A 15,303-nucleotide genomic window follows, 5' to 3' on the forward strand; every position below is an offset into this window, starting at 1 on the left:
GCGTTATTGATTCACTGGCGAGGCCGGGTCCAACAACAGCGCCATCACATCGCGGATCTGCTGCTCGGTGAGGATGCCCTTGTGCCCAAAACGCGGCATGTTCGAGCACGCGGCGTAGGCGTTGGAGTTGTAGATCTTGCCCCACGTGTAGCGCAGGATCGCCTCCGAATCGCCGCGCAGCTTGCCGTACTGATACAGCGACGGGCCGATGGTGCCGTACGACACCTCATCCTTCGACAGGCGATGACACGCGTAGCAGTTGGCACCGTTGGCCCCGCCAGCCGGGTCGGAGAACTGCATGCCACGGCCGCTCTGTGCTGTCTTCTCGCCTTCCTTCCAATCGCCCAGCCACTTGCCGTCGGTGGGGTAATGGATGGTCTTCATCTGGCCGTCTTCCAGCGTCTTTGCGACGGCGGCGGGCACGGCGTTGCGGTCCGCGTACTGGCTGCAGGTCTTCTGCACGTCGTCGCGCTCGGTTACGCCTTCCACGGTGGCCGGGCCCTTGGAGACAAAGCTCTCGTGGATGACCTTGGCGAGTGCCGCGTCGGCCTTCGCATCGGGCTTGGGCGCGGTGATGGCCTTGGCGGCATCCGCAGCGTGTGCGGTACCAGCAATGAGTGCCAACGCAATGAGGGTCAGTCGGATCATGTGTGGCATGGTCGGTTGACCTCAGCGTTTGATCGACGGCGCGTCCATCTTGCCGCCGTTGGCGTTGCGGGCGAGGAACAGCTCCAGCGCGGTAATCACCTCGCTGCCGTAGAGCGGTTCCGGAAAGCGTTGCTGGCGCAGGCAGTCGTACAGGCGGTGCTGCATCGTGCGGACCTCGCCTTGCGAGACGCGGTAGCCGGGCCACGTGGAATACGCAAAGCGCGCGCCGTCGGCGGTCAGCAAGTCGGGCAGTTCCTGCAGGCGGATGCGCTGGCCCGGCTGCGCGTGGCACGTCGCGCACGCAAAGTCGTACGCGCCGCCACGGTAGAAGAACATGCGGCGGCCGAGTTCGTACGTGCGCTTTTCTTCAGGATGCGCGAGCGGAATATCGATGGCCGCGCCGCGCGATTCCGAGGTGATGTACGCCATGAGCCGTTCGATGTCCGACGGCTTGCCCGGCGACGAGAACGGATTGGCCGACGCCTGCTCCTTCGTCAGCCCTTGCAGCGTCATGCGGCAGTACATGAGGCGCTGTTCTGCGTCCATCACGCGGCCGGTGTCGTTGAAGAAGCGCGGCAGCTTGGCGTACGCGCCCTTCACCACGCCGGGGCCCAGGCCCAGGTCGCACGCTTCGAGCGAGGCCTGCTTCGGGCCGGCGGGCTTCTTCCAGAGTTCTTCGCCGGCGGCTTCCCAGAGCTCGGCCGGGTTGCCGTCGGCCAGCATCTCGCGGTACTGCGCGATGCCGGCGGCGGTGCTGTCTTTTTGATCCTGTGCGCTGGCCACCATGCTGGCGCCCGCTGCGAGGACCGCCGCTGCTGCGGTGATCGATGCGATCGATGTGAGTCGTTTCACCATCCCCTCCGTGGGCCGCTTACGGTTTGAGGTAAGCGAAACCTTCTTCCTGCTGCAAGCGGGTGATTTCCACCACGCCGGCGGGCACCACCTTGGCTTCGAGCAGCAGCTTGTCTTCCGGCACCTTGAAGGCCATCAGCGAGTTGTGGCACACGCGAAACTCCACGCCCATGCTGGCCAGCGCGGCGACCGGCGCGTCAAACGTGCGGCCCTGCGCATCCTTGGCCCCTTCGACGAGGAAGTCGATGCCACGCCCCAGCGCCACCACCACGATCTTCGTGCCCGGTGCGCCGTTGAGGTGGTTGCGCAGGTTGCCGATCGCGCGCACGGCCTGGTCGATGCCTTCACTGAGTTGATAGACCACCTTGTAGCGGGCACCCGTACCACCTGTGCGGGGCGCGGTTTGCGCGGCGGCCTTGCCGGCCACGCCCAGTGCCGCCAGCGCGGCGGTCACACGAAAAAAGCTGCGTCGCATCTCGGCCTCCTGGGCTTATTGGATTGCCGTTTCGTCGGTGCGCTTGTCGCCGTGGTTGTCGACCCAGGTGACCGTCACCTTGTCGCCCTTGGCGGCGCCCTTGAACTTGAAATTGAGGAACGGGTCCTTCGACACGGCGGTGCCGAACTGCGCGTCCAGCACCGTCTTGCCGTTGTGCTGCACGGTCACGTTGGTGATGTGCCAGGCCGGCACCAGTTTGCCGGCGGCATCCTTGCGCTGGCCGGTTTCCATGTCGTGCTTCATCAGGATCTTCACGTCGGTCGTGCCGCCGTTTTCCATTGCGCGAATGCGCATCGGGTCTGCCATGGTGTGCTCCTTTCCTGATGTTCAACCGCCGCAGCCACCGAGGGTGACTTTGACTTCCTTGCTCGCCAGCACCCACTTGCCGTTGGCGCGCACAGCAGCGTAGACCACCGAGGTCTCGCCCATCTTCACGCGCGTACTCACGAAGGGCTCGGTACCGGCGGGAATGCCGAACGTGGCAGCCAGCGTGTTCGGGTTCTTTTCCACCAGGATGGCGATCATGTCGGTGCCCGGCAGCGTGCTGGTCGCCACCAGCGGCACCACGGCGCCGTTTTCGGCGATGTCCGGGGCGGTTAGATGTACGCCCGCACCAGCCTTATCCACAGCGCCGCCGCCCAGTTGCTTGAGCACCTCGTTCACGCCCTTGACCGAGAACGCGGCCTTGTTCCACTCCGCCGCCTGTGCCGGCGTGGCAATGCCGGCGGACACCAGCAGCGCCATCATGGCGCCCGCGCGCAACACGTCGCGGCGGGAAAGATTCACGGGATCCGACATCACGTCCCTCACTTGGCCGGGGCGCCCACGAGCACCCAGTCGATCACGGTTTTCAGATCGGCATCGGCGATCTTCGGGTTGGCCGGCATCGGGATCTGGCCCCAGTTGCCCATGCCGCCTTCGCGCACTTTCTTGATGAGCTTGGCTTGCGCGCCGGCATCGCCCTTGTACTTGGCGGCGACATCCTGGTACGCCGGGCCGACGAGCTTGCGGTCCACAGCGTGACAGCCCATGCAGGCGTTCTGGTTGGCGAGGGATTGCGCGCGGGCGGCATCAACGGCGGCCTGTGCAGGCACGGCGGACAGCGCCAGGCCGGCCAGCACCGCGCCGGCGGCGAGCGTGGGGGCGAACTTCATGGGGTCTCCGGAAAAAGGGGCGGCCCGCATGTCGTTGCGGGCCGCTTGCGCCGATATTGTGCCCGAAGCGCTTCGGCTAGGCGCGCCTGTGCCGGTCAGGCAGCCAGGCGCCAAGCAAAAAGCCCCGGCGTTGAGGCAAAAAGCATCAACGTCGAGGCTTGGACAGTCATGGGTGCATAAAAAAGCGGCATCGCTGCTGAAAAAAGCAGCAGCATTGAGGCCCGAGAGCCTCACTGGCGAGTCTTTTTGCTCCGCCGTTGATGCTTTTTTCAGCAGCGATGCCCCTATTTGGGGCGTGCGTGAACCCTGCGAGGGTCAACGTCGGGTGTTTTAGGTCCAACGTCGGAGGTTTGAGGTTCGACGGTGAACCTTTGAGGGTCATTGCCGGACCTTTTAGGTCCAACGCTGGCGCTTTGACTCAGGCCATCGCCCGGCGCACCGCCAGCCGGCCGCCGAATACATTCAGCAGCAGGCCCGCCATCACCACGACGCCGCCCAGCCACTGCGCGGGCGCCAGTCGCTCGCCCAACAGCACGGCGGCCGACACCAGCCCCACCACCGGCACCAGCAGCGACAGCGGCGCCACCCGGCTGGCCGCATAGCGCGCCAGCAACTTGCTCCACAGGCTGTAGCCGAAGATGGTGGCGCCAAACGACAGGTAGACGATCGCCCCGATGCTCGACGCGCTGATGTTCGCCAAGCTATGCGCGATCTGCTCCGGCCCCTCCAGCCAGAGCGACAGCAACGCAAACGGAATCGGCGGGATGACGGCGCCCCACACCACCAGACTGACGACATTCACCGGCCCGGACATCGTCCCAATCCGTTTGGTGACGATGTTGCCGCTGGCCCACGAGAGCGCCGCGCACAGCGTCAGCAGGAAGCCCGCCGTGGTCATGCCTGTGGCCGAAGCATTGCCCGCCATGCCGATGATGCCCAGCCCGCACGCCGCCACTGCCATGCCTGCCAGGTGGAACCAGCGGATCGGCTCGCGCAGCACCAGCGCCGCAATCGTCAGCGTAAAGAACGCCTGCGACTGCAGCACCAGCGACGCCAGCCCTGCCGGCATGCCCACGTACATGGCCGAGAACAAGAACGCGAACTGCCCGAAGCTGATCGTGGCGCCGTAAGCCACCAGCCACTTGAGCGGAATCTTGGGGCGCGGCACGAACAGCACCGCCGGGAACGCGACCAGCGCAAAGCGCAGCGCACCCAGCAGCATGGGCGGCACGCCGTGCAGGCCCACCTTGATAACGACGAAGTTGACGCCCCACACCAGCACGACGAGCAGGGCCAGCAGCAGATCCTTGGGAGACATGATGATTGGCAAAGTCAGGGGCCGCCCGCGCGGCCCTATGACGCACTCTAGGCCTGGGCAGCGCGTGCGACTTGCACAATCTTGCGCATTGTTCGTGCCGCCCAGAGACCGATGTGCCTAGCCAAGCATGTCCGACCAGATCGCCCGGCTCCAGCCCTGCGCGAGCTTGCCTTCGGCGGCGGAAGGCGCATCGGAGAGCCCGCCGGCGCCGGGCACCGTCACCATGGTGTGCTCGGCCGCGTCGTAGCGGTGGACGGTCGCCACATGCATCGCCTCGTCGGGCGTGGTGAAGCTGTAACAGGTGTTGGCGTACAGCGGCGACGCATCGGGCGCGTGGCCGGCCAGTATCGTCACCACGGCGGCGGCGGCCACCTTGCCGTGCTGGTTGGCCATGTGGCCGGATTTGGGCATCAGCGGCGCGGTCTGGATGGCATCGCCAATCACATGCACGCCCGGCGCCACCTTTGATTCGAATGACAGGAAATCCACCTCGCACCAGCGCCCGTTGGCCGTCGCCAGCCCGGCCTGCACGGCAATGGCCCCGGCGCGCTGCGGCGGAATCAGGTTGACCACATCCGCCTGCACGTCGTCCTGCACGTCGAACTTGAGCACGCGGCCGGTGGCATCGATGTCGACGGCGTTGTATTGCGGGCGATATTCGATGTGCTGTGGATAACGTTCCGCCCAGACGCGCTTGAACAGCGCGCCCTTGGAGGTCACGTCGTCATTCGCATCGAGGATCAGCACGCGTGAATCCGGCTTGGCGCGTTGCAGCCAGTGGGCGATCAGGCACGCGCGCTCGTACGGCGCGGGCGGGCAGCGGTACGGCGCCAGCGGAATGCTGATCGCCACCGTGCCGCCATTGGGCATGGCTTCGAGCCGATGGCGCAGCGCGAGGGTCTGCGTGCCGGCCTTCCAGGCGTGCGGCGCTTGGGCGGCGGTGGCCGCATTGGCGAGACCGGGAATCGCGCCGGGCACAACATCAATGCCGGGCGAGAGGATGAGCCGGTCGTATTCCAGCGTGCCGCCCCCGGCCAGTCGCACCTGCCTGGCGTCGATGTCGATGGCCGAGGCGCGGTCGCGCACCCAGCGCACGCCGTGGCGCTCGACCAGCGCGTCATACGGCACGGTGATCGACGCCATGTCACGGTCGCCCGACAGCACGAGATTCGACAGCGGGCACGAGACGAAGGCCGCGTTGGGCTCCACCAGTGTCACGTTGACGCGGCCGCCGGAAAACACGCGTACGTACTTGGCTGCAGTCGCACCGCCATAGCCGCCACCGACCACGACGACCTTGGCATTACGCGTGCCCGATAGGGGAGCGCATGCGGCCAGCGGCCCTGCCAGCGCGGTCGCCCCAAGCGCCCGCAATACGGTGCGTCGGTCCTTTGCAAACGTGGATGCCGTCATGGGGCCACCTGCTGTTGGCGCGACAGCCAGCCGGCAATGGCGGCGATCTGCGTGTCGTCGTAACCGCGTGCGATCTGCCCCATCACCGTGGAGGGGCGCGTGCCGTTGCGGAAGGCTTGCAGCGTGTCGATCAGCTCCGCCTGCGAGCGGCCCTCAAGCGGGGGCAACGTCTGCGCGGTGCGCTTGGCACCCGGTGCGGTATCGCCGTGATGACAACTGGCACACGATGCCGCCCACGTGCGGGCCTGCAGATTGGAAGGCGGGCGATCGGCGGCATGGGCCGAGTGGGCCGAATAGGCCAGTGGCAGCGCCGCAAGCAGGGCCGCGGCGGCAAGACGGTGGGCGACAGGCATTGGGGAGCTGCGGAGTCGGGCAAGCGTCATACGCTAGCACGCACCGCTTGCCATGTGCCTGTGTGTGATGCGTGCGGCCAACAAAAAACGCAGCGCGGTGGCTGCGTTCTTTGCGTTGTTGTGCCCCTGGCTCAGGGCAGTTGCTTGCCCGGCGGCAGCGCTGGCGAGGTCGTCGGTGACACCGTCACCCCCGGCGATGCCGAGGTCACGGGCGCCGGTGCTTGCGTGGCTGTCGGCGTACCTTGCACCGGCGTGCCCTGCGATGCATCGGGCGCGGTCGACGGATTGGTTGACGTGGCGTTCGTATCCAAGCGCTTGCGCTCGTCTTCGCTCACGTAGTCGAACACCTTCACCACCTTGTTCACGCCGCCCACGGTACGCACGGCCTCGGTGGCCTTGTTGCCTTCGGCCTCGGTCACCACGCCCATCAGGAAGACGGTCTGCGCTTCGGTCGTCACCTTGATGGAGTTCCAGGGCACGCCCTCCGTGCCGGCCAGCACGCTCTTCACCTTGGTGGTGATGTAGGTGTCGTTGGTGCGCGAGCCGAACGTGCTCGACATCGGCGTCACCACGATCTCGTTGACCACCTCACGCGCGTTCTGCAGTTTCTGCGCGTACTGGCCGATCTCCTGCTTGGTCTGCTCGGTGCCGGCCTCGCCGGTCAGCAGCACCTTGCGGTTGTAGACCGTCACGTTGACGTGCGCGCGACCGTCGTAGCGCGAGATCAGCGTGTTTTCGGCTTCCATCTGCAAGCCGCGGTCGATGGTCTGCGTGGCGGTCGGGCGACGGTCGGTGGCCAGTGCCACACCGCCGGCCACGGCGCCGGCAAACAGCGGGAAGCACGCGGTCAACTGCGTAGCGGTGATACCAGCCAGGGCGGCCAGCACAACGGTGCGCTTGATCGTGTGACGGAAGCGGGCAGACGGTGGCGACGAGAGTTTCATGCTGTCCTTGAATGAAGTCCGGAAGAAAGAAGAGCGAGGTTCATGCCGCGCTCATGCCAAGCTCATGCTTCGACACCGAAGGCATCGCGCATCCATTCGATGCGGTTGCCGTCGATGGCGATGACGTCAAAACGGCAGGCAGGCACGTCGTCGGCCTGCCGTGCGAGAAAATCTTCGGCCGCGGCAATCAGGCGGCGCTGCTTGGCGGGCGTGACACTGGCGGCGGCACCACCGAAGCGTTGCGTGGAGCGCGCCACGCGGGCACGCACCTCAATGGTAACACCAGCACGCCGGCCGCATCGCGCATCACCAGATCGATCTCGCCGCCCTTGCAGCGATAATTGCGGCTGACCAGACCCAACCCACGTGCCTGCAGATACCGCAGCGCGCGGTCTTCACCGGCCTCGCCAGTGGCGGCGGTGGTGGTGGGCTGGGGAGGTACGGGCTGCGGCGCGTGCATTGGCGGTTTGAACCGACTGACTAAGAGAAGTTCTCGTGAGTGATCCTGACTGGACCCTGCTGGCGCACGACCAGCACTATCCCGCCGGCGCATTATATGTGGTGGCCACCCCCATCGGGAACGCCGCCGACGTGTCCCTGCGCGCGCGCCGCGTGCTTGGCCTGGTCAACGCCGTGGCTTGCGAAGACACGCGCAACACCGGGCAGTTGCTCAATCGCCTGGGCCTGTCTCGACCGATGCTGGCGGCGCACGAACACAACGAGCGCGAAGCCGCTGAGCGCATCGTCGCGCGTCTGGCGCAGGGCGAGCGCATCGCCTATGTGTCCGATGCCGGCACGCCGGGCGTGTCGGACCCGGGCGCGCGCATTGTCGAGGCCGTGCGTGCGGCGGGCCATCGGGTGATCCCGCTGCCGGGCGCGAGCGCGGTGGTGACGGCGCTCTCCGCAGCGGGCGAGCTGCTCGCGACGTCCGATGGGCAATTCACCTTTGCCGGCTTTCTGCCCACCAAAGCGGGCGCGCGCGACACCGCCATCCGCCAGTGGGCCGCACATGGGCCGGCGTGGGTGCTGTACGAAGCGCCGCATCGCATTGACGCCACACTCGCCGCGCTGGCCGAGCACCTGCCCGCGCGGCGCATCCTGATCGGCCGCGAGCTGACCAAGCTGTTTGAGCAAATCGTCGTGTTGCCGGCCGCCGAGGCGCCTGCTTGGCTGGCTGCCGATGCAACGCACGCCAAGGGCGAGTTTGTGCTGGTGGTGGAAGGCGCGGGTGCGCAGGACGCGGCGCCGACCGCCATGGCGGCGGATCAAGTCCTCCGCCTGCTGTTGGCCGAGTTGCCAGCCAAGCGGGCGGCCAAGCTGGCCGGGGCGATTACCGGGGCGCCGGTCGACGCGCTGTATCAAAGCGCGCTGGCACTGAAGAACGAAGGGAAGGACTGACACTGACGCGCGTCAGCCGCCGCCAAATTAACGGCGGCGTTTCGCGCGATGCTTGACGGCTTTCTTGACCGGTGCCGGTTCGTCGGCACCCACATCGGCGTCGCCGTCATTGCTGGCGAGATCCGTTTGCGTGAGTTCCGGGCGCAGGGCTTCGACTTCCGCGCGCGACAGTCGGCGAATCTCCACCTGCGTGGAGCCACGTTTGACGAAGTCGAGCCGCTTGGCGGCGGCAAACGACATATCGAGGATGCGCTTGCCGTGGTACGGGCCGCGATCCGTCACCTTGGCGACGACCACGCGGTCGTTGGACAGGTTGCGCACCAGCACCCAGCTCTGCAGCGGCAGCGACGGGTGCGCCACCGTGAAGGCATTCATATCGAAGCGCTCGCCGCTGGCGGTGCGGCGGCCATGGAACCCACGCCCGTACCACGAGGCCACGCCACGCTGCTCGAACGTGCCGAGATCAGCGCGCAGGCCGGGTTCGGTATTGGCATCTTCGAGCTTCAGGCCGCTGGATTCCGGCACGCCGCGAAACGACAGCGTGCCCCAGGCATCGGGGTTGTCGCGCGGGTCGGCCAGCTTGGCGGTGGGTGCGGCGGGCTTGTTGGCCTGCGGGCCAGTGTGCCCCGTCGTGGGCGGCTCGCCGGGGACGGCGGCACAGCCCGCCAGCACCAGCAGCGCGGTGCCGTGCGTCAGCCAGGCACGCAGCGTGCGGCCAGCCGGCAGGCGGGAGAACGGGTGGGTCAACTTTGGCATGGGCGCGAGTCTACCACGCAAGATTCCGGCGACTATTTACATTTCCTATTAAAACGACCGCATCATGCGGGCATCTCGCGTCATTTTTGTAATATTTTCTTTCCGATGTAACCGCGCGCCCCGCGAATCCAATGCTGGCGCGGGCTCGGGCCGATACAATTGCCCATCCCCTCTTACGCGATACATGCGCGAAACATCACATGAAAGTCGTCGTCATTCCCGTTACGCCGTTTGAACAGAACTGCACGCTGCTGATCGGCGACGATGGCGCGGCTGCCGTCACCGATCCGGGTGGCGATATCGATCGCATCTTGGCGGCTGCTGAGCAACATGGCGCGCGCATCGAAAAAATCCTCCTCACGCATGGCCATGTCGACCACTGCGCCGCCGCCGATGCGCTGCGCACGCAGCTCGGCGTGCCGATCGAGGGGCCGCAGAAGGATGAAGCGTTCTGGATCGACCAACTACCGACGCAAAGCCAGCGCTTCGGCTTTCCGCCGGCCAAGGCCTTCGTGCCCGACCGGTGGCTGGAAGACGGCGATACCGTGGAGGCTGCCGGCCGCACGCTGCAGGTCTTTCACTGCCCCGGCCATACGCCCGGCCACGTCGTCTTCTTCAGCCCGGAAGACCGCGTGGCGATCGTCGGCGATGTGCTGTTTGCCGGCTCGATCGGCCGCACCGATTTCCCGCGTGGCAACCATGCAGACTTGATCCACGCGATCCGCACTAAGCTGTGGCCGCTCGGCGACGATGTCACGTTTGTGCCGGGGCATGGCCCGGTGTCCACCTTTGGCGATGAGCGCGCGACCAACCCGTACGTTGCCGATCGTCTGTTCGCCAACGAAGGCACATCATGAGCGACATCCCCAGCGATACGAGCGACAGCGACGACCCTTTCGCCGACACCGCGCCTGCCGCGCCCGCACCGGCAGACAAACCGCGCCGCAAACGCGGTAACCAGCCGCCGGACACACGGCCCGAAATCTACGTCAGCACCGATGTCGAAGCCGATGGCCCCATCCCTGGCCCGCATTCGATGCTGAGCTTTGCGAGCGCGGCGTATCTGGCGGACAAGACCCTCGTCGGCACCTTTGAAGCGAACCTGGAAACGCTGCCCGGCGCAGAGGGCCACCCGGTCCAGATGCAATGGTGGCAAACCCAGCCCGAGGCCTGGGCCGCGTGCCGCAGCAACCTCGAAGCCCCGGAAGTGGCCCTGCCGCGCTACGTGGAATGGGTCGAGAGCCTGCCGGGCAAGCCGGTGTTCGTGGCGTTTCCGGCGGGGTTCGATTTCACGTTCATGTTCTGGTACATGATGCGGTTTGCCGGGCGCTCGCCGTTTGGCTGGGCGGCGCTCGACATCAAGACGCTGGCTTTTGCGCTGACGGGCTTGCCGTATCGACGCAACGTCAAGGCGGCCTTCCCTGCGCAATGGCACGACCCGCTGCCCCACACGCACATCGCCCTGGATGATGCAAAGGAGCAAGGCGCCCTCTTCTGCAACATGCTCGCTGAGTTGCATAAACGGGCAACTGAGCGCGAAGCGCAACAGGCCGCCGCGCGCGCCGCACAAGTGTCCGACCAAACCGCTCAGGATTGAGCGCCGGATTGGACGTCTGGTGGGGCGTCGAAGGCATCACGCATTTCGCGAAGAGCCGCACACCGTTTGCGTCTTGCCCGCGTGATCCGCGCACCATGACGCAACGCAACTTGCGGCACTGCAAACCCGCGTCTACGCTGGGCTTGTGCGAGGCGACCAGACGACTGCGCCACCCGGCGCCGACAAGCAAAGCCACTCGCATACGCCATTTGCTTGCCGTATCGTTTTCGGGCCGCACGTACCCCCGACGCCGGTGCGTGCCGGCGTCGGCTATTCGCTAGCCAACGACGGGAGGTACTGCGATGCGCTTTTCCCGTGACGCGTTTGATACGCAACACTTGCGAGCGATGACGGAGCGCTTGCATTGGCATCGCAAATCATCCGCGAAGGCTGTCCCGCTGAGCATGCGCGCGCAGTTGCATCGTCCGCACAGCAGCGAGAGCGACGACGCGGAAGTGATGAAAGTCACCGTGGTGTCGACTGCGGTGGCGCTGGCAGTGGTGCTTGCCGCCCTGCTGGCAATCGGATTCGGGTCAGAAATGGCCCGATTGATGGGCCTGGAATAGACCAGTGCCCGTGCGCGTCTTGACGGACGCAGCCCCGGCCCTCGCGCAAGGCGACACGGCCAACCCTGAACGGCCTGTCCGATGGAAATCGGCAGGCCGTTCAACTTTTGGGGGCGGCGGCCTTTTGCGTTACTTCAGGAACGCATCGAGCGCTTCGGGCGACCGGCCGATGGTGGCCTTGCCATCGCGCACGAGCACCGGGCGCTGCAGCAGCTTCGGGTGCTCGGCAATCGCCTTGAGCAGCGCGTCATCCGAGGCGGCGGCCAGGTTGAGTTGCGCGTATTCGTCTTCGTTTTCACGCACGAGGCTGCGCAACGGGGTGTCGAGCTGCTTGGCGAGGGTCTTCAACTCGGCCAGCGTGGGCGGGGTCTTCAGGTACTCGATGACTTCGAGCGATTCGCCCTGCTTTTCGGCAAAGGCCTCAGCCTGTTCAAGCGCGGTGCGCGATTTGGAGCAGCGGGGGTTGTGATAGATCTGCATGGTCGAGATGGCTGACGGGTGCTTGGGGGTGCCATCTTAATGGGTTGGTGTGGTGGAGGATTTCGCCTCTCGCTAAGAGGGGATTCGTCGAGGTTCACCCTGACGCCCCAAAGCAAAAGGGCTGGCAAACGCCAGCCCAATCCACAACGCAACGGCGATGATCAAGCGCCGCCGAGCAACTCCGCAACGGCACAGCCCACCACCACCGTGGCACCGTGCAGATCGTTGAGGCGCAAGTTCTCGTCGGTGTTGTGGCCGCGTGCTTCCATCAAGGTGCGCGGGCCGGCGCCATACAGCACCGTGGGCACGCCCTTCGCCGTGTAATGCCGGGCATCGGTATACAGCGGCACGCCGTGCACAGGCACCTCGCCGCCAAACACAGCCAACGCGTTGCGACGCAGTGCGCCGATCAGCGTTTGCACACCTGGCAATTCGGCCAGCGGCTCGGCCAGCAGAATGCGCTCGACCGACACGGCAATGCCCGGCCTTTCGGCGGCGGCGCGTTCGATCACGGCACGCAGTTCGCCTTCGGCATCGCGCCCAGCTTCTTCGGGAATCATCCGGCGGTCGATACGGAAGGTCACCAGATCGGGCACCACGTTGGTGTTGATGCCGCCCTGGATCAAGCCGACATTCAGCGTCGCATGGTCAATGCCCGACACGGCGGATTTGCGCGTCGCCAGTTCCGCGCGATACGCATACACGGCGTGGAGGATGTGCGTGGCCGCTTCAATGGCATCGATACCGGTATGCGGCATGGCAGCGTGCGCCTGCTTGCCGCGCACCGTCACCTGCACGTGCAGGCAACCGTTGTGCGCCGAGGTGATGCCATATGCAAAGCCCGCTGAGATGGCGTAGTCCGGTTTGCTCAGGCCCTGGTCCAGCAGCCACTTGGGGCCGATGTCACCGCCGGTTTCTTCGTCGTACGTGAAGTGCAGTTCAACGGTGCCGTTGAGCTTGGCGCCACGCTTCTCAGCCTCCATCAGCGCAAGCAGCGCCCACGTGTACGTAGCGAAATCCGACTTGGAGACCGCCACGCCGCGGCCGTACATGGTCGGGCCGTGTTCGGTCTCGACGATCTCGCCGCCGTAGGGGTCATGCGTCCAGCCCAGGCCGGGCGGAACCACATCACCGTGGGCGTTCATGGCGACCGTCGGGCCGCCGCTGCCGAAGGTGTGGCGCACGATCAGGTTCGTGGCGCTGACCATGCCGACGGCGCGCACCTGCGCTTCCGGTACGACGTGCGCCTCGACCGTCAGGCCCAGCGCTTCCAGCAACGCCTTGGCGCGCGCGGCGTGCGGGGCGCAGTCGCCGGACGGGTTGTCCGACGGCACCTTCACCAGCTCGCGCAGAAACGCGATTTGTTGGGGATGCGCGGCCGCGACAAACGCGCGGATGTCTGCGTCGATGCCGGCGGTGGTGAGTTGAGCCTGTGTCATGTCGATGTCTCCCGGGTTGTTGTTGGAGGGGGTTCGAAAGTGACTGAGCCCCCGTTGTGCGGGGGCCCAGAGTTCGCACCGATGAAGTGTCGGGTTACTTGGCCACTTGCATGGCCGCTTCGGTCAACCACACCGATTCGGGCAAGTCCTGCTCATCGCAGTTATGGCCTTCGCCACCACGGTCAACGACGATGAAGTCGCTCACCTCGCCCAGCGCCAGCAGCGGGTGGTGCCACACGCCGCGCGCGTAGTTCACGCCCTGCCAGCCGCGCGAGACAAACGCGCGCAGCTTGGTCGGGTCCAGCTCACCGGGCGGCGCCACCACCACGAGGTACGGCTTGTCGTTCAGCGGAATGAACGCCTGGCTGCCACGCGGGTGGCGCTCCAGCATCTTCACCTCGAACGGCAGCGCGCGCGGCTGGCCACGGAACAGGTTGATCAGCGCTCGGCCGCCCTCGCCCACATCCACGTTGGCGAGATCGTGAAAGCGCGTGGTCGTGCCCTGGTTGATGGGGAACTGCTTGCACCCCTCCAGCTCGATCACGTCGCCAAACGGGGCGAAGGCTTCGCGCGTGAGCGGCTCGATGGTCAGCGCAATACGGGGGGTGGCAACCACTGCGGTGTCTTCACTCATTCAAGCACTCCCCACAGGCGCAGACGCGACACGCCGCCATCCGGGAACATGTTGAAACGCACGTGGGTAACGAGGCCCAGGTCGGCGATTTCGGCTTCGTAGTAGTGCTGCAGATCCATCTGCAGCTTTTGCTCGGGCAGCAGCGTCTGCCAGAACATCGCTTGCGTCTTCAGCGAGCTGTCCGTGCCGCCCACCACGCGCGCGGCCTGGATGGACACGCGGTCGGCAAAGTTGCCCTTGAAGTGCGCAGTGTCCACTTCGATCTTGCGGATGCGGCCCGGGTGCGCCAGGGCGATCACGCACCAGTCGTTGCCCGGCTCGCGGCGGCGGCGCGTTTCCCAGCCGTCGCCCATGTTCACGCCGCGGCCCGGCATCAGCATGCGCGAGGCCGGCCCGAAGTGTTCGTTGTTGGCTTCGACCACGTAGGCGCCGTTTTCCATGGCGGCCAGGTCGAACAGCTTGGTGCGGTCTGCGCCCTTCCAGTCGACTTGCGGCTGGCCATACACGCGCAGGCGTGCGATGCCGCCGTCCGGGAAGATGTTCACGCGCAGGTGCGTATAGGCGCCCGTGTTGGTGACGGCCACGTAAGCGTGGCTGTTGCCTTGCAGCGTGGTCGACGGAACGATTTCGGTCCACTGCGTGGCATCGGTCGGCTCGCCATCCGGCAGGTAGGCGGCTTCAATGGACGCGGCCGGCGGGAAGTTGCCCGTGAAGTGGCTGGTGTCGATATCCACGCCCTTGATAACGCCCGAACGGGCCAGCTTGACGATGCAGTGGTCATAACCGCCGTTGCGGCGACGGCGCGTTTCCCAGCCGTCCATCCACTTGCCGTGATCGTCGTACTTGCCCGGGATGAACACCGCCGGCTCGGGGTTGAGCATGCGGTCTTTCGGTGCGAAGAATTCGTCGGTCGCGAACAGGGCTTCGGCGCCCAGGCGTGGGTCGGCCAAGTTCGGGTAACGGCGGGTGAATTCTGGGGCGTTCGGATCGAGCGTAGGCAGCGCCATGGGAAAAGCTCCTTGGTATTTGTCTCTGGATGTTATACGGCAGGCCCATCGAACAAAGCAGCGCGTCAGAACAGTCGAAACTGTGGCGATGGGAACGCCGGGAAGTGCAGCGTAGAGGGCGGAAGCACAAGGCTTCGCAGGACTGCATGGACCGATCCTAGCACGTGAATTCAAGAATTGCATACAAAAAATGTATCGCCTATGATGCCGTCACCGCTCAACAATTCGCGACAACAATTTGTTGCAAC

General features: G+C 65.8%; 19 protein-coding genes and 1 pseudogene. 4 read left to right on the plus strand and 16 right to left on the minus strand.

Annotation, left to right across the window (positions count from 1 at the left end; genetic code table 11):
• Nucleotides 1–3: 3 nt before the first annotated feature.
• The 11 genes and pseudogenes from soxX to ACS7SF_RS08575 form a co-directional block, all read right to left on the minus strand.
• On the minus strand, nucleotides 4–648 hold the full coding sequence (gene soxX, locus ACS7SF_RS08525; protein ID WP_439892528.1) for a sulfur oxidation c-type cytochrome SoxX: 645 nt from the start codon (nucleotides 646–648) through the stop codon (nucleotides 4–6).
• A 21-nt stretch (nucleotides 649–669) separates the two neighbouring features.
• Nucleotides 670–1,434, minus strand: coding sequence for a sulfur oxidation c-type cytochrome SoxA (gene soxA / locus ACS7SF_RS08530; RefSeq protein WP_439892728.1), 765 nt, complete (start codon nucleotides 1,432–1,434; stop codon nucleotides 670–672).
• An 85-nt stretch (nucleotides 1,435–1,519) separates the two neighbouring features.
• Nucleotides 1,520–1,975 (minus strand): DsrE family protein, encoded by a 456-nt coding sequence (locus ACS7SF_RS08535; protein WP_439892529.1) that lies wholly within the window; start codon nucleotides 1,973–1,975, stop codon nucleotides 1,520–1,522.
• Between the two features lie 15 nt (nucleotides 1,976–1,990).
• Nucleotides 1,991–2,302, minus strand: coding sequence for a thiosulfate oxidation carrier complex protein SoxZ (gene soxZ / locus ACS7SF_RS08540; RefSeq protein ID WP_439892530.1), 312 nt, complete (start codon nucleotides 2,300–2,302; stop codon nucleotides 1,991–1,993).
• A 21-nt stretch (nucleotides 2,303–2,323) separates the two neighbouring features.
• Nucleotides 2,324–2,794 (minus strand): thiosulfate oxidation carrier protein SoxY, encoded by a 471-nt coding sequence (soxY, locus tag ACS7SF_RS08545; protein ID WP_439892531.1) that lies wholly within the window; start codon nucleotides 2,792–2,794, stop codon nucleotides 2,324–2,326.
• 8 nt (nucleotides 2,795–2,802) lie between these two features.
• A complete protein-coding gene (locus ACS7SF_RS08550) occupies nucleotides 2,803–3,150 on the minus strand; it encodes a c-type cytochrome (protein WP_439892532.1) in 348 nt (115 codons plus the stop codon).
• 418 nt (nucleotides 3,151–3,568) lie between these two features.
• The gene (locus tag ACS7SF_RS08555) at nucleotides 3,569–4,468 is read right to left on the minus strand and encodes an EamA family transporter (RefSeq protein ID WP_439892533.1); all 900 of its coding nucleotides are present in this window, start codon (nucleotides 4,466–4,468) and stop codon (nucleotides 3,569–3,571) included.
• A 117-nt stretch (nucleotides 4,469–4,585) separates the two neighbouring features.
• Nucleotides 4,586–5,881 carry an FCSD flavin-binding domain-containing protein gene (locus ACS7SF_RS08560; RefSeq protein WP_439892534.1) on the minus strand — a complete coding sequence of 432 codons (1,296 nt, stop codon included), beginning with the start codon at nucleotides 5,879–5,881 and terminating at the stop codon, nucleotides 4,586–4,588.
• Nucleotides 5,878–6,234: a c-type cytochrome gene (locus ACS7SF_RS08565; RefSeq protein ID WP_439892535.1), complete on the minus strand. Its 357-nt coding sequence runs from the start codon at nucleotides 6,232–6,234 to the stop codon at nucleotides 5,878–5,880. The genes ACS7SF_RS08560 and ACS7SF_RS08565 overlap by 4 nt, the downstream gene beginning before the upstream one ends.
• Before the next feature lie 131 nt (nucleotides 6,235–6,365).
• Complete coding sequence (locus ACS7SF_RS08570) at nucleotides 6,366–7,178, minus strand: BON domain-containing protein (RefSeq protein ID WP_439892536.1); 813 nt, start codon at nucleotides 7,176–7,178, stop codon at nucleotides 6,366–6,368.
• 62 nt (nucleotides 7,179–7,240) lie between these two features.
• Nucleotides 7,241–7,638 (minus strand): annotated as a pseudogene (locus ACS7SF_RS08575) (YraN family protein).
• Nucleotides 7,639–7,673: 35 nt separating this feature from the next.
• Between ACS7SF_RS08575 and rsmI the strand changes: the two are divergent.
• The gene (gene rsmI / locus ACS7SF_RS08580) at nucleotides 7,674–8,576 is read left to right on the plus strand and encodes a 16S rRNA (cytidine(1402)-2'-O)-methyltransferase (RefSeq protein ID WP_439892537.1); all 903 of its coding nucleotides are present in this window, start codon (nucleotides 7,674–7,676) and stop codon (nucleotides 8,574–8,576) included.
• A gap of 27 nt (nucleotides 8,577–8,603) precedes the next feature.
• Here rsmI and ACS7SF_RS08585 read toward each other — a convergent pair whose 3' ends face one another.
• Nucleotides 8,604–9,332, minus strand: coding sequence for a septal ring lytic transglycosylase RlpA family protein (locus ACS7SF_RS08585; RefSeq protein WP_439892538.1), 729 nt, complete (start codon nucleotides 9,330–9,332; stop codon nucleotides 8,604–8,606).
• A 200-nt stretch (nucleotides 9,333–9,532) separates the two neighbouring features.
• Here ACS7SF_RS08585 and ACS7SF_RS08590 point away from each other — a divergent pair, with 200 nt between their 5' ends.
• The 3 genes from ACS7SF_RS08590 (at nucleotide 9,533) to ACS7SF_RS08600 (ending at nucleotide 11,495) form a co-directional block, all read left to right on the plus strand.
• A complete protein-coding gene (locus ACS7SF_RS08590) occupies nucleotides 9,533–10,189 on the plus strand; it encodes an MBL fold metallo-hydrolase (RefSeq protein ID WP_439892539.1) in 657 nt (218 codons plus the stop codon).
• The gene (locus ACS7SF_RS08595) at nucleotides 10,186–10,929 is read left to right on the plus strand and encodes an exonuclease (protein WP_439892540.1); all 744 of its coding nucleotides are present in this window, start codon (nucleotides 10,186–10,188) and stop codon (nucleotides 10,927–10,929) included. Before ACS7SF_RS08590 ends, ACS7SF_RS08595 begins: the two co-directional genes overlap by 4 nt.
• Before the next feature lie 302 nt (nucleotides 10,930–11,231).
• The gene (locus tag ACS7SF_RS08600) at nucleotides 11,232–11,495 is read left to right on the plus strand and encodes a hypothetical protein (RefSeq protein WP_439892541.1); all 264 of its coding nucleotides are present in this window, start codon (nucleotides 11,232–11,234) and stop codon (nucleotides 11,493–11,495) included.
• Between the two features lie 129 nt (nucleotides 11,496–11,624).
• Here ACS7SF_RS08600 and arsC read toward each other — a convergent pair whose 3' ends face one another.
• From arsC to alc, 4 genes are all read right to left on the minus strand, one after another.
• Nucleotides 11,625–11,975 (minus strand): arsenate reductase (glutaredoxin), encoded by a 351-nt coding sequence (arsC, locus tag ACS7SF_RS08605; RefSeq protein WP_439892542.1) that lies wholly within the window; start codon nucleotides 11,973–11,975, stop codon nucleotides 11,625–11,627.
• A gap of 161 nt (nucleotides 11,976–12,136) precedes the next feature.
• Nucleotides 12,137–13,414, minus strand: a complete 1,278-nt coding sequence (locus ACS7SF_RS08610; protein ID WP_439892543.1) for a M20/M25/M40 family metallo-hydrolase — start codon at nucleotides 13,412–13,414, stop codon at nucleotides 12,137–12,139.
• 94 nt (nucleotides 13,415–13,508) lie between these two features.
• Nucleotides 13,509–14,048 (minus strand): ureidoglycolate lyase, encoded by a 540-nt coding sequence (locus tag ACS7SF_RS08615; protein ID WP_439892544.1) that lies wholly within the window; start codon nucleotides 14,046–14,048, stop codon nucleotides 13,509–13,511.
• Nucleotides 14,045–15,055: an allantoicase gene (alc, locus tag ACS7SF_RS08620; protein WP_439892545.1), complete on the minus strand. Its 1,011-nt coding sequence runs from the start codon at nucleotides 15,053–15,055 to the stop codon at nucleotides 14,045–14,047. Before alc ends, ACS7SF_RS08615 begins: the two co-directional genes overlap by 4 nt.
• Nucleotides 15,056–15,303 lie beyond the last annotated feature (248 nt).

The organism is Ralstonia sp. 25C, assembly GCF_051904805.1.
Taxonomy (GTDB): domain Bacteria; phylum Pseudomonadota; class Gammaproteobacteria; order Burkholderiales; family Burkholderiaceae; genus Ralstonia.

Bases quoted from the DNA above. Each gene is read 5' to 3' on its own strand.
- soxX (WP_439892528.1), bottom strand. From the start codon at position 648: ATGATCCGACTGACCCTCATTGCGTTGGCACTCATTGCTGGTACCGCA.
- soxA (WP_439892728.1), bottom strand. From the start codon at position 1,434: ATGGTGGCCAGCGCACAGGATCAAAAAGACAGCACCGCCGCCGGCATC.
- ACS7SF_RS08535 (WP_439892529.1), bottom strand. From the start codon at position 1,975: ATGCGACGCAGCTTTTTTCGTGTGACCGCCGCGCTGGCGGCACTGGGC.
- soxZ (WP_439892530.1), bottom strand. From the start codon at position 2,302: ATGGCAGACCCGATGCGCATTCGCGCAATGGAAAACGGCGGCACGACC.
- soxY (WP_439892531.1), bottom strand. From the start codon at position 2,794: ATGTCGGATCCCGTGAATCTTTCCCGCCGCGACGTGTTGCGCGCGGGC.
- ACS7SF_RS08550 (WP_439892532.1), bottom strand. From the start codon at position 3,150: ATGAAGTTCGCCCCCACGCTCGCCGCCGGCGCGGTGCTGGCCGGCCTG.
- ACS7SF_RS08555 (WP_439892533.1), bottom strand. From the start codon at position 4,468: ATGTCTCCCAAGGATCTGCTGCTGGCCCTGCTCGTCGTGCTGGTGTGG.
- ACS7SF_RS08560 (WP_439892534.1), bottom strand. From the start codon at position 5,881: ATGACGGCATCCACGTTTGCAAAGGACCGACGCACCGTATTGCGGGCG.
- ACS7SF_RS08565 (WP_439892535.1), bottom strand. From the start codon at position 6,234: ATGCCTGTCGCCCACCGTCTTGCCGCCGCGGCCCTGCTTGCGGCGCTG.
- ACS7SF_RS08570 (WP_439892536.1), bottom strand. From the start codon at position 7,178: ATGAAACTCTCGTCGCCACCGTCTGCCCGCTTCCGTCACACGATCAAG.
- ACS7SF_RS08585 (WP_439892538.1), bottom strand. From the start codon at position 9,332: ATGCCAAAGTTGACCCACCCGTTCTCCCGCCTGCCGGCTGGCCGCACG.
- ACS7SF_RS08590 (WP_439892539.1), top strand. From the start codon at position 9,533: ATGAAAGTCGTCGTCATTCCCGTTACGCCGTTTGAACAGAACTGCACG.
- ACS7SF_RS08595 (WP_439892540.1), top strand. From the start codon at position 10,186: ATGAGCGACATCCCCAGCGATACGAGCGACAGCGACGACCCTTTCGCC.
- ACS7SF_RS08600 (WP_439892541.1), top strand. From the start codon at position 11,232: ATGCGCTTTTCCCGTGACGCGTTTGATACGCAACACTTGCGAGCGATG.
- arsC (WP_439892542.1), bottom strand. From the start codon at position 11,975: ATGCAGATCTATCACAACCCCCGCTGCTCCAAATCGCGCACCGCGCTT.
- ACS7SF_RS08610 (WP_439892543.1), bottom strand. From the start codon at position 13,414: ATGACACAGGCTCAACTCACCACCGCCGGCATCGACGCAGACATCCGC.
- ACS7SF_RS08615 (WP_439892544.1), bottom strand. From the start codon at position 14,048: ATGAGTGAAGACACCGCAGTGGTTGCCACCCCCCGTATTGCGCTGACC.
- alc (WP_439892545.1), bottom strand. From the start codon at position 15,055: ATGGCGCTGCCTACGCTCGATCCGAACGCCCCAGAATTCACCCGCCGT.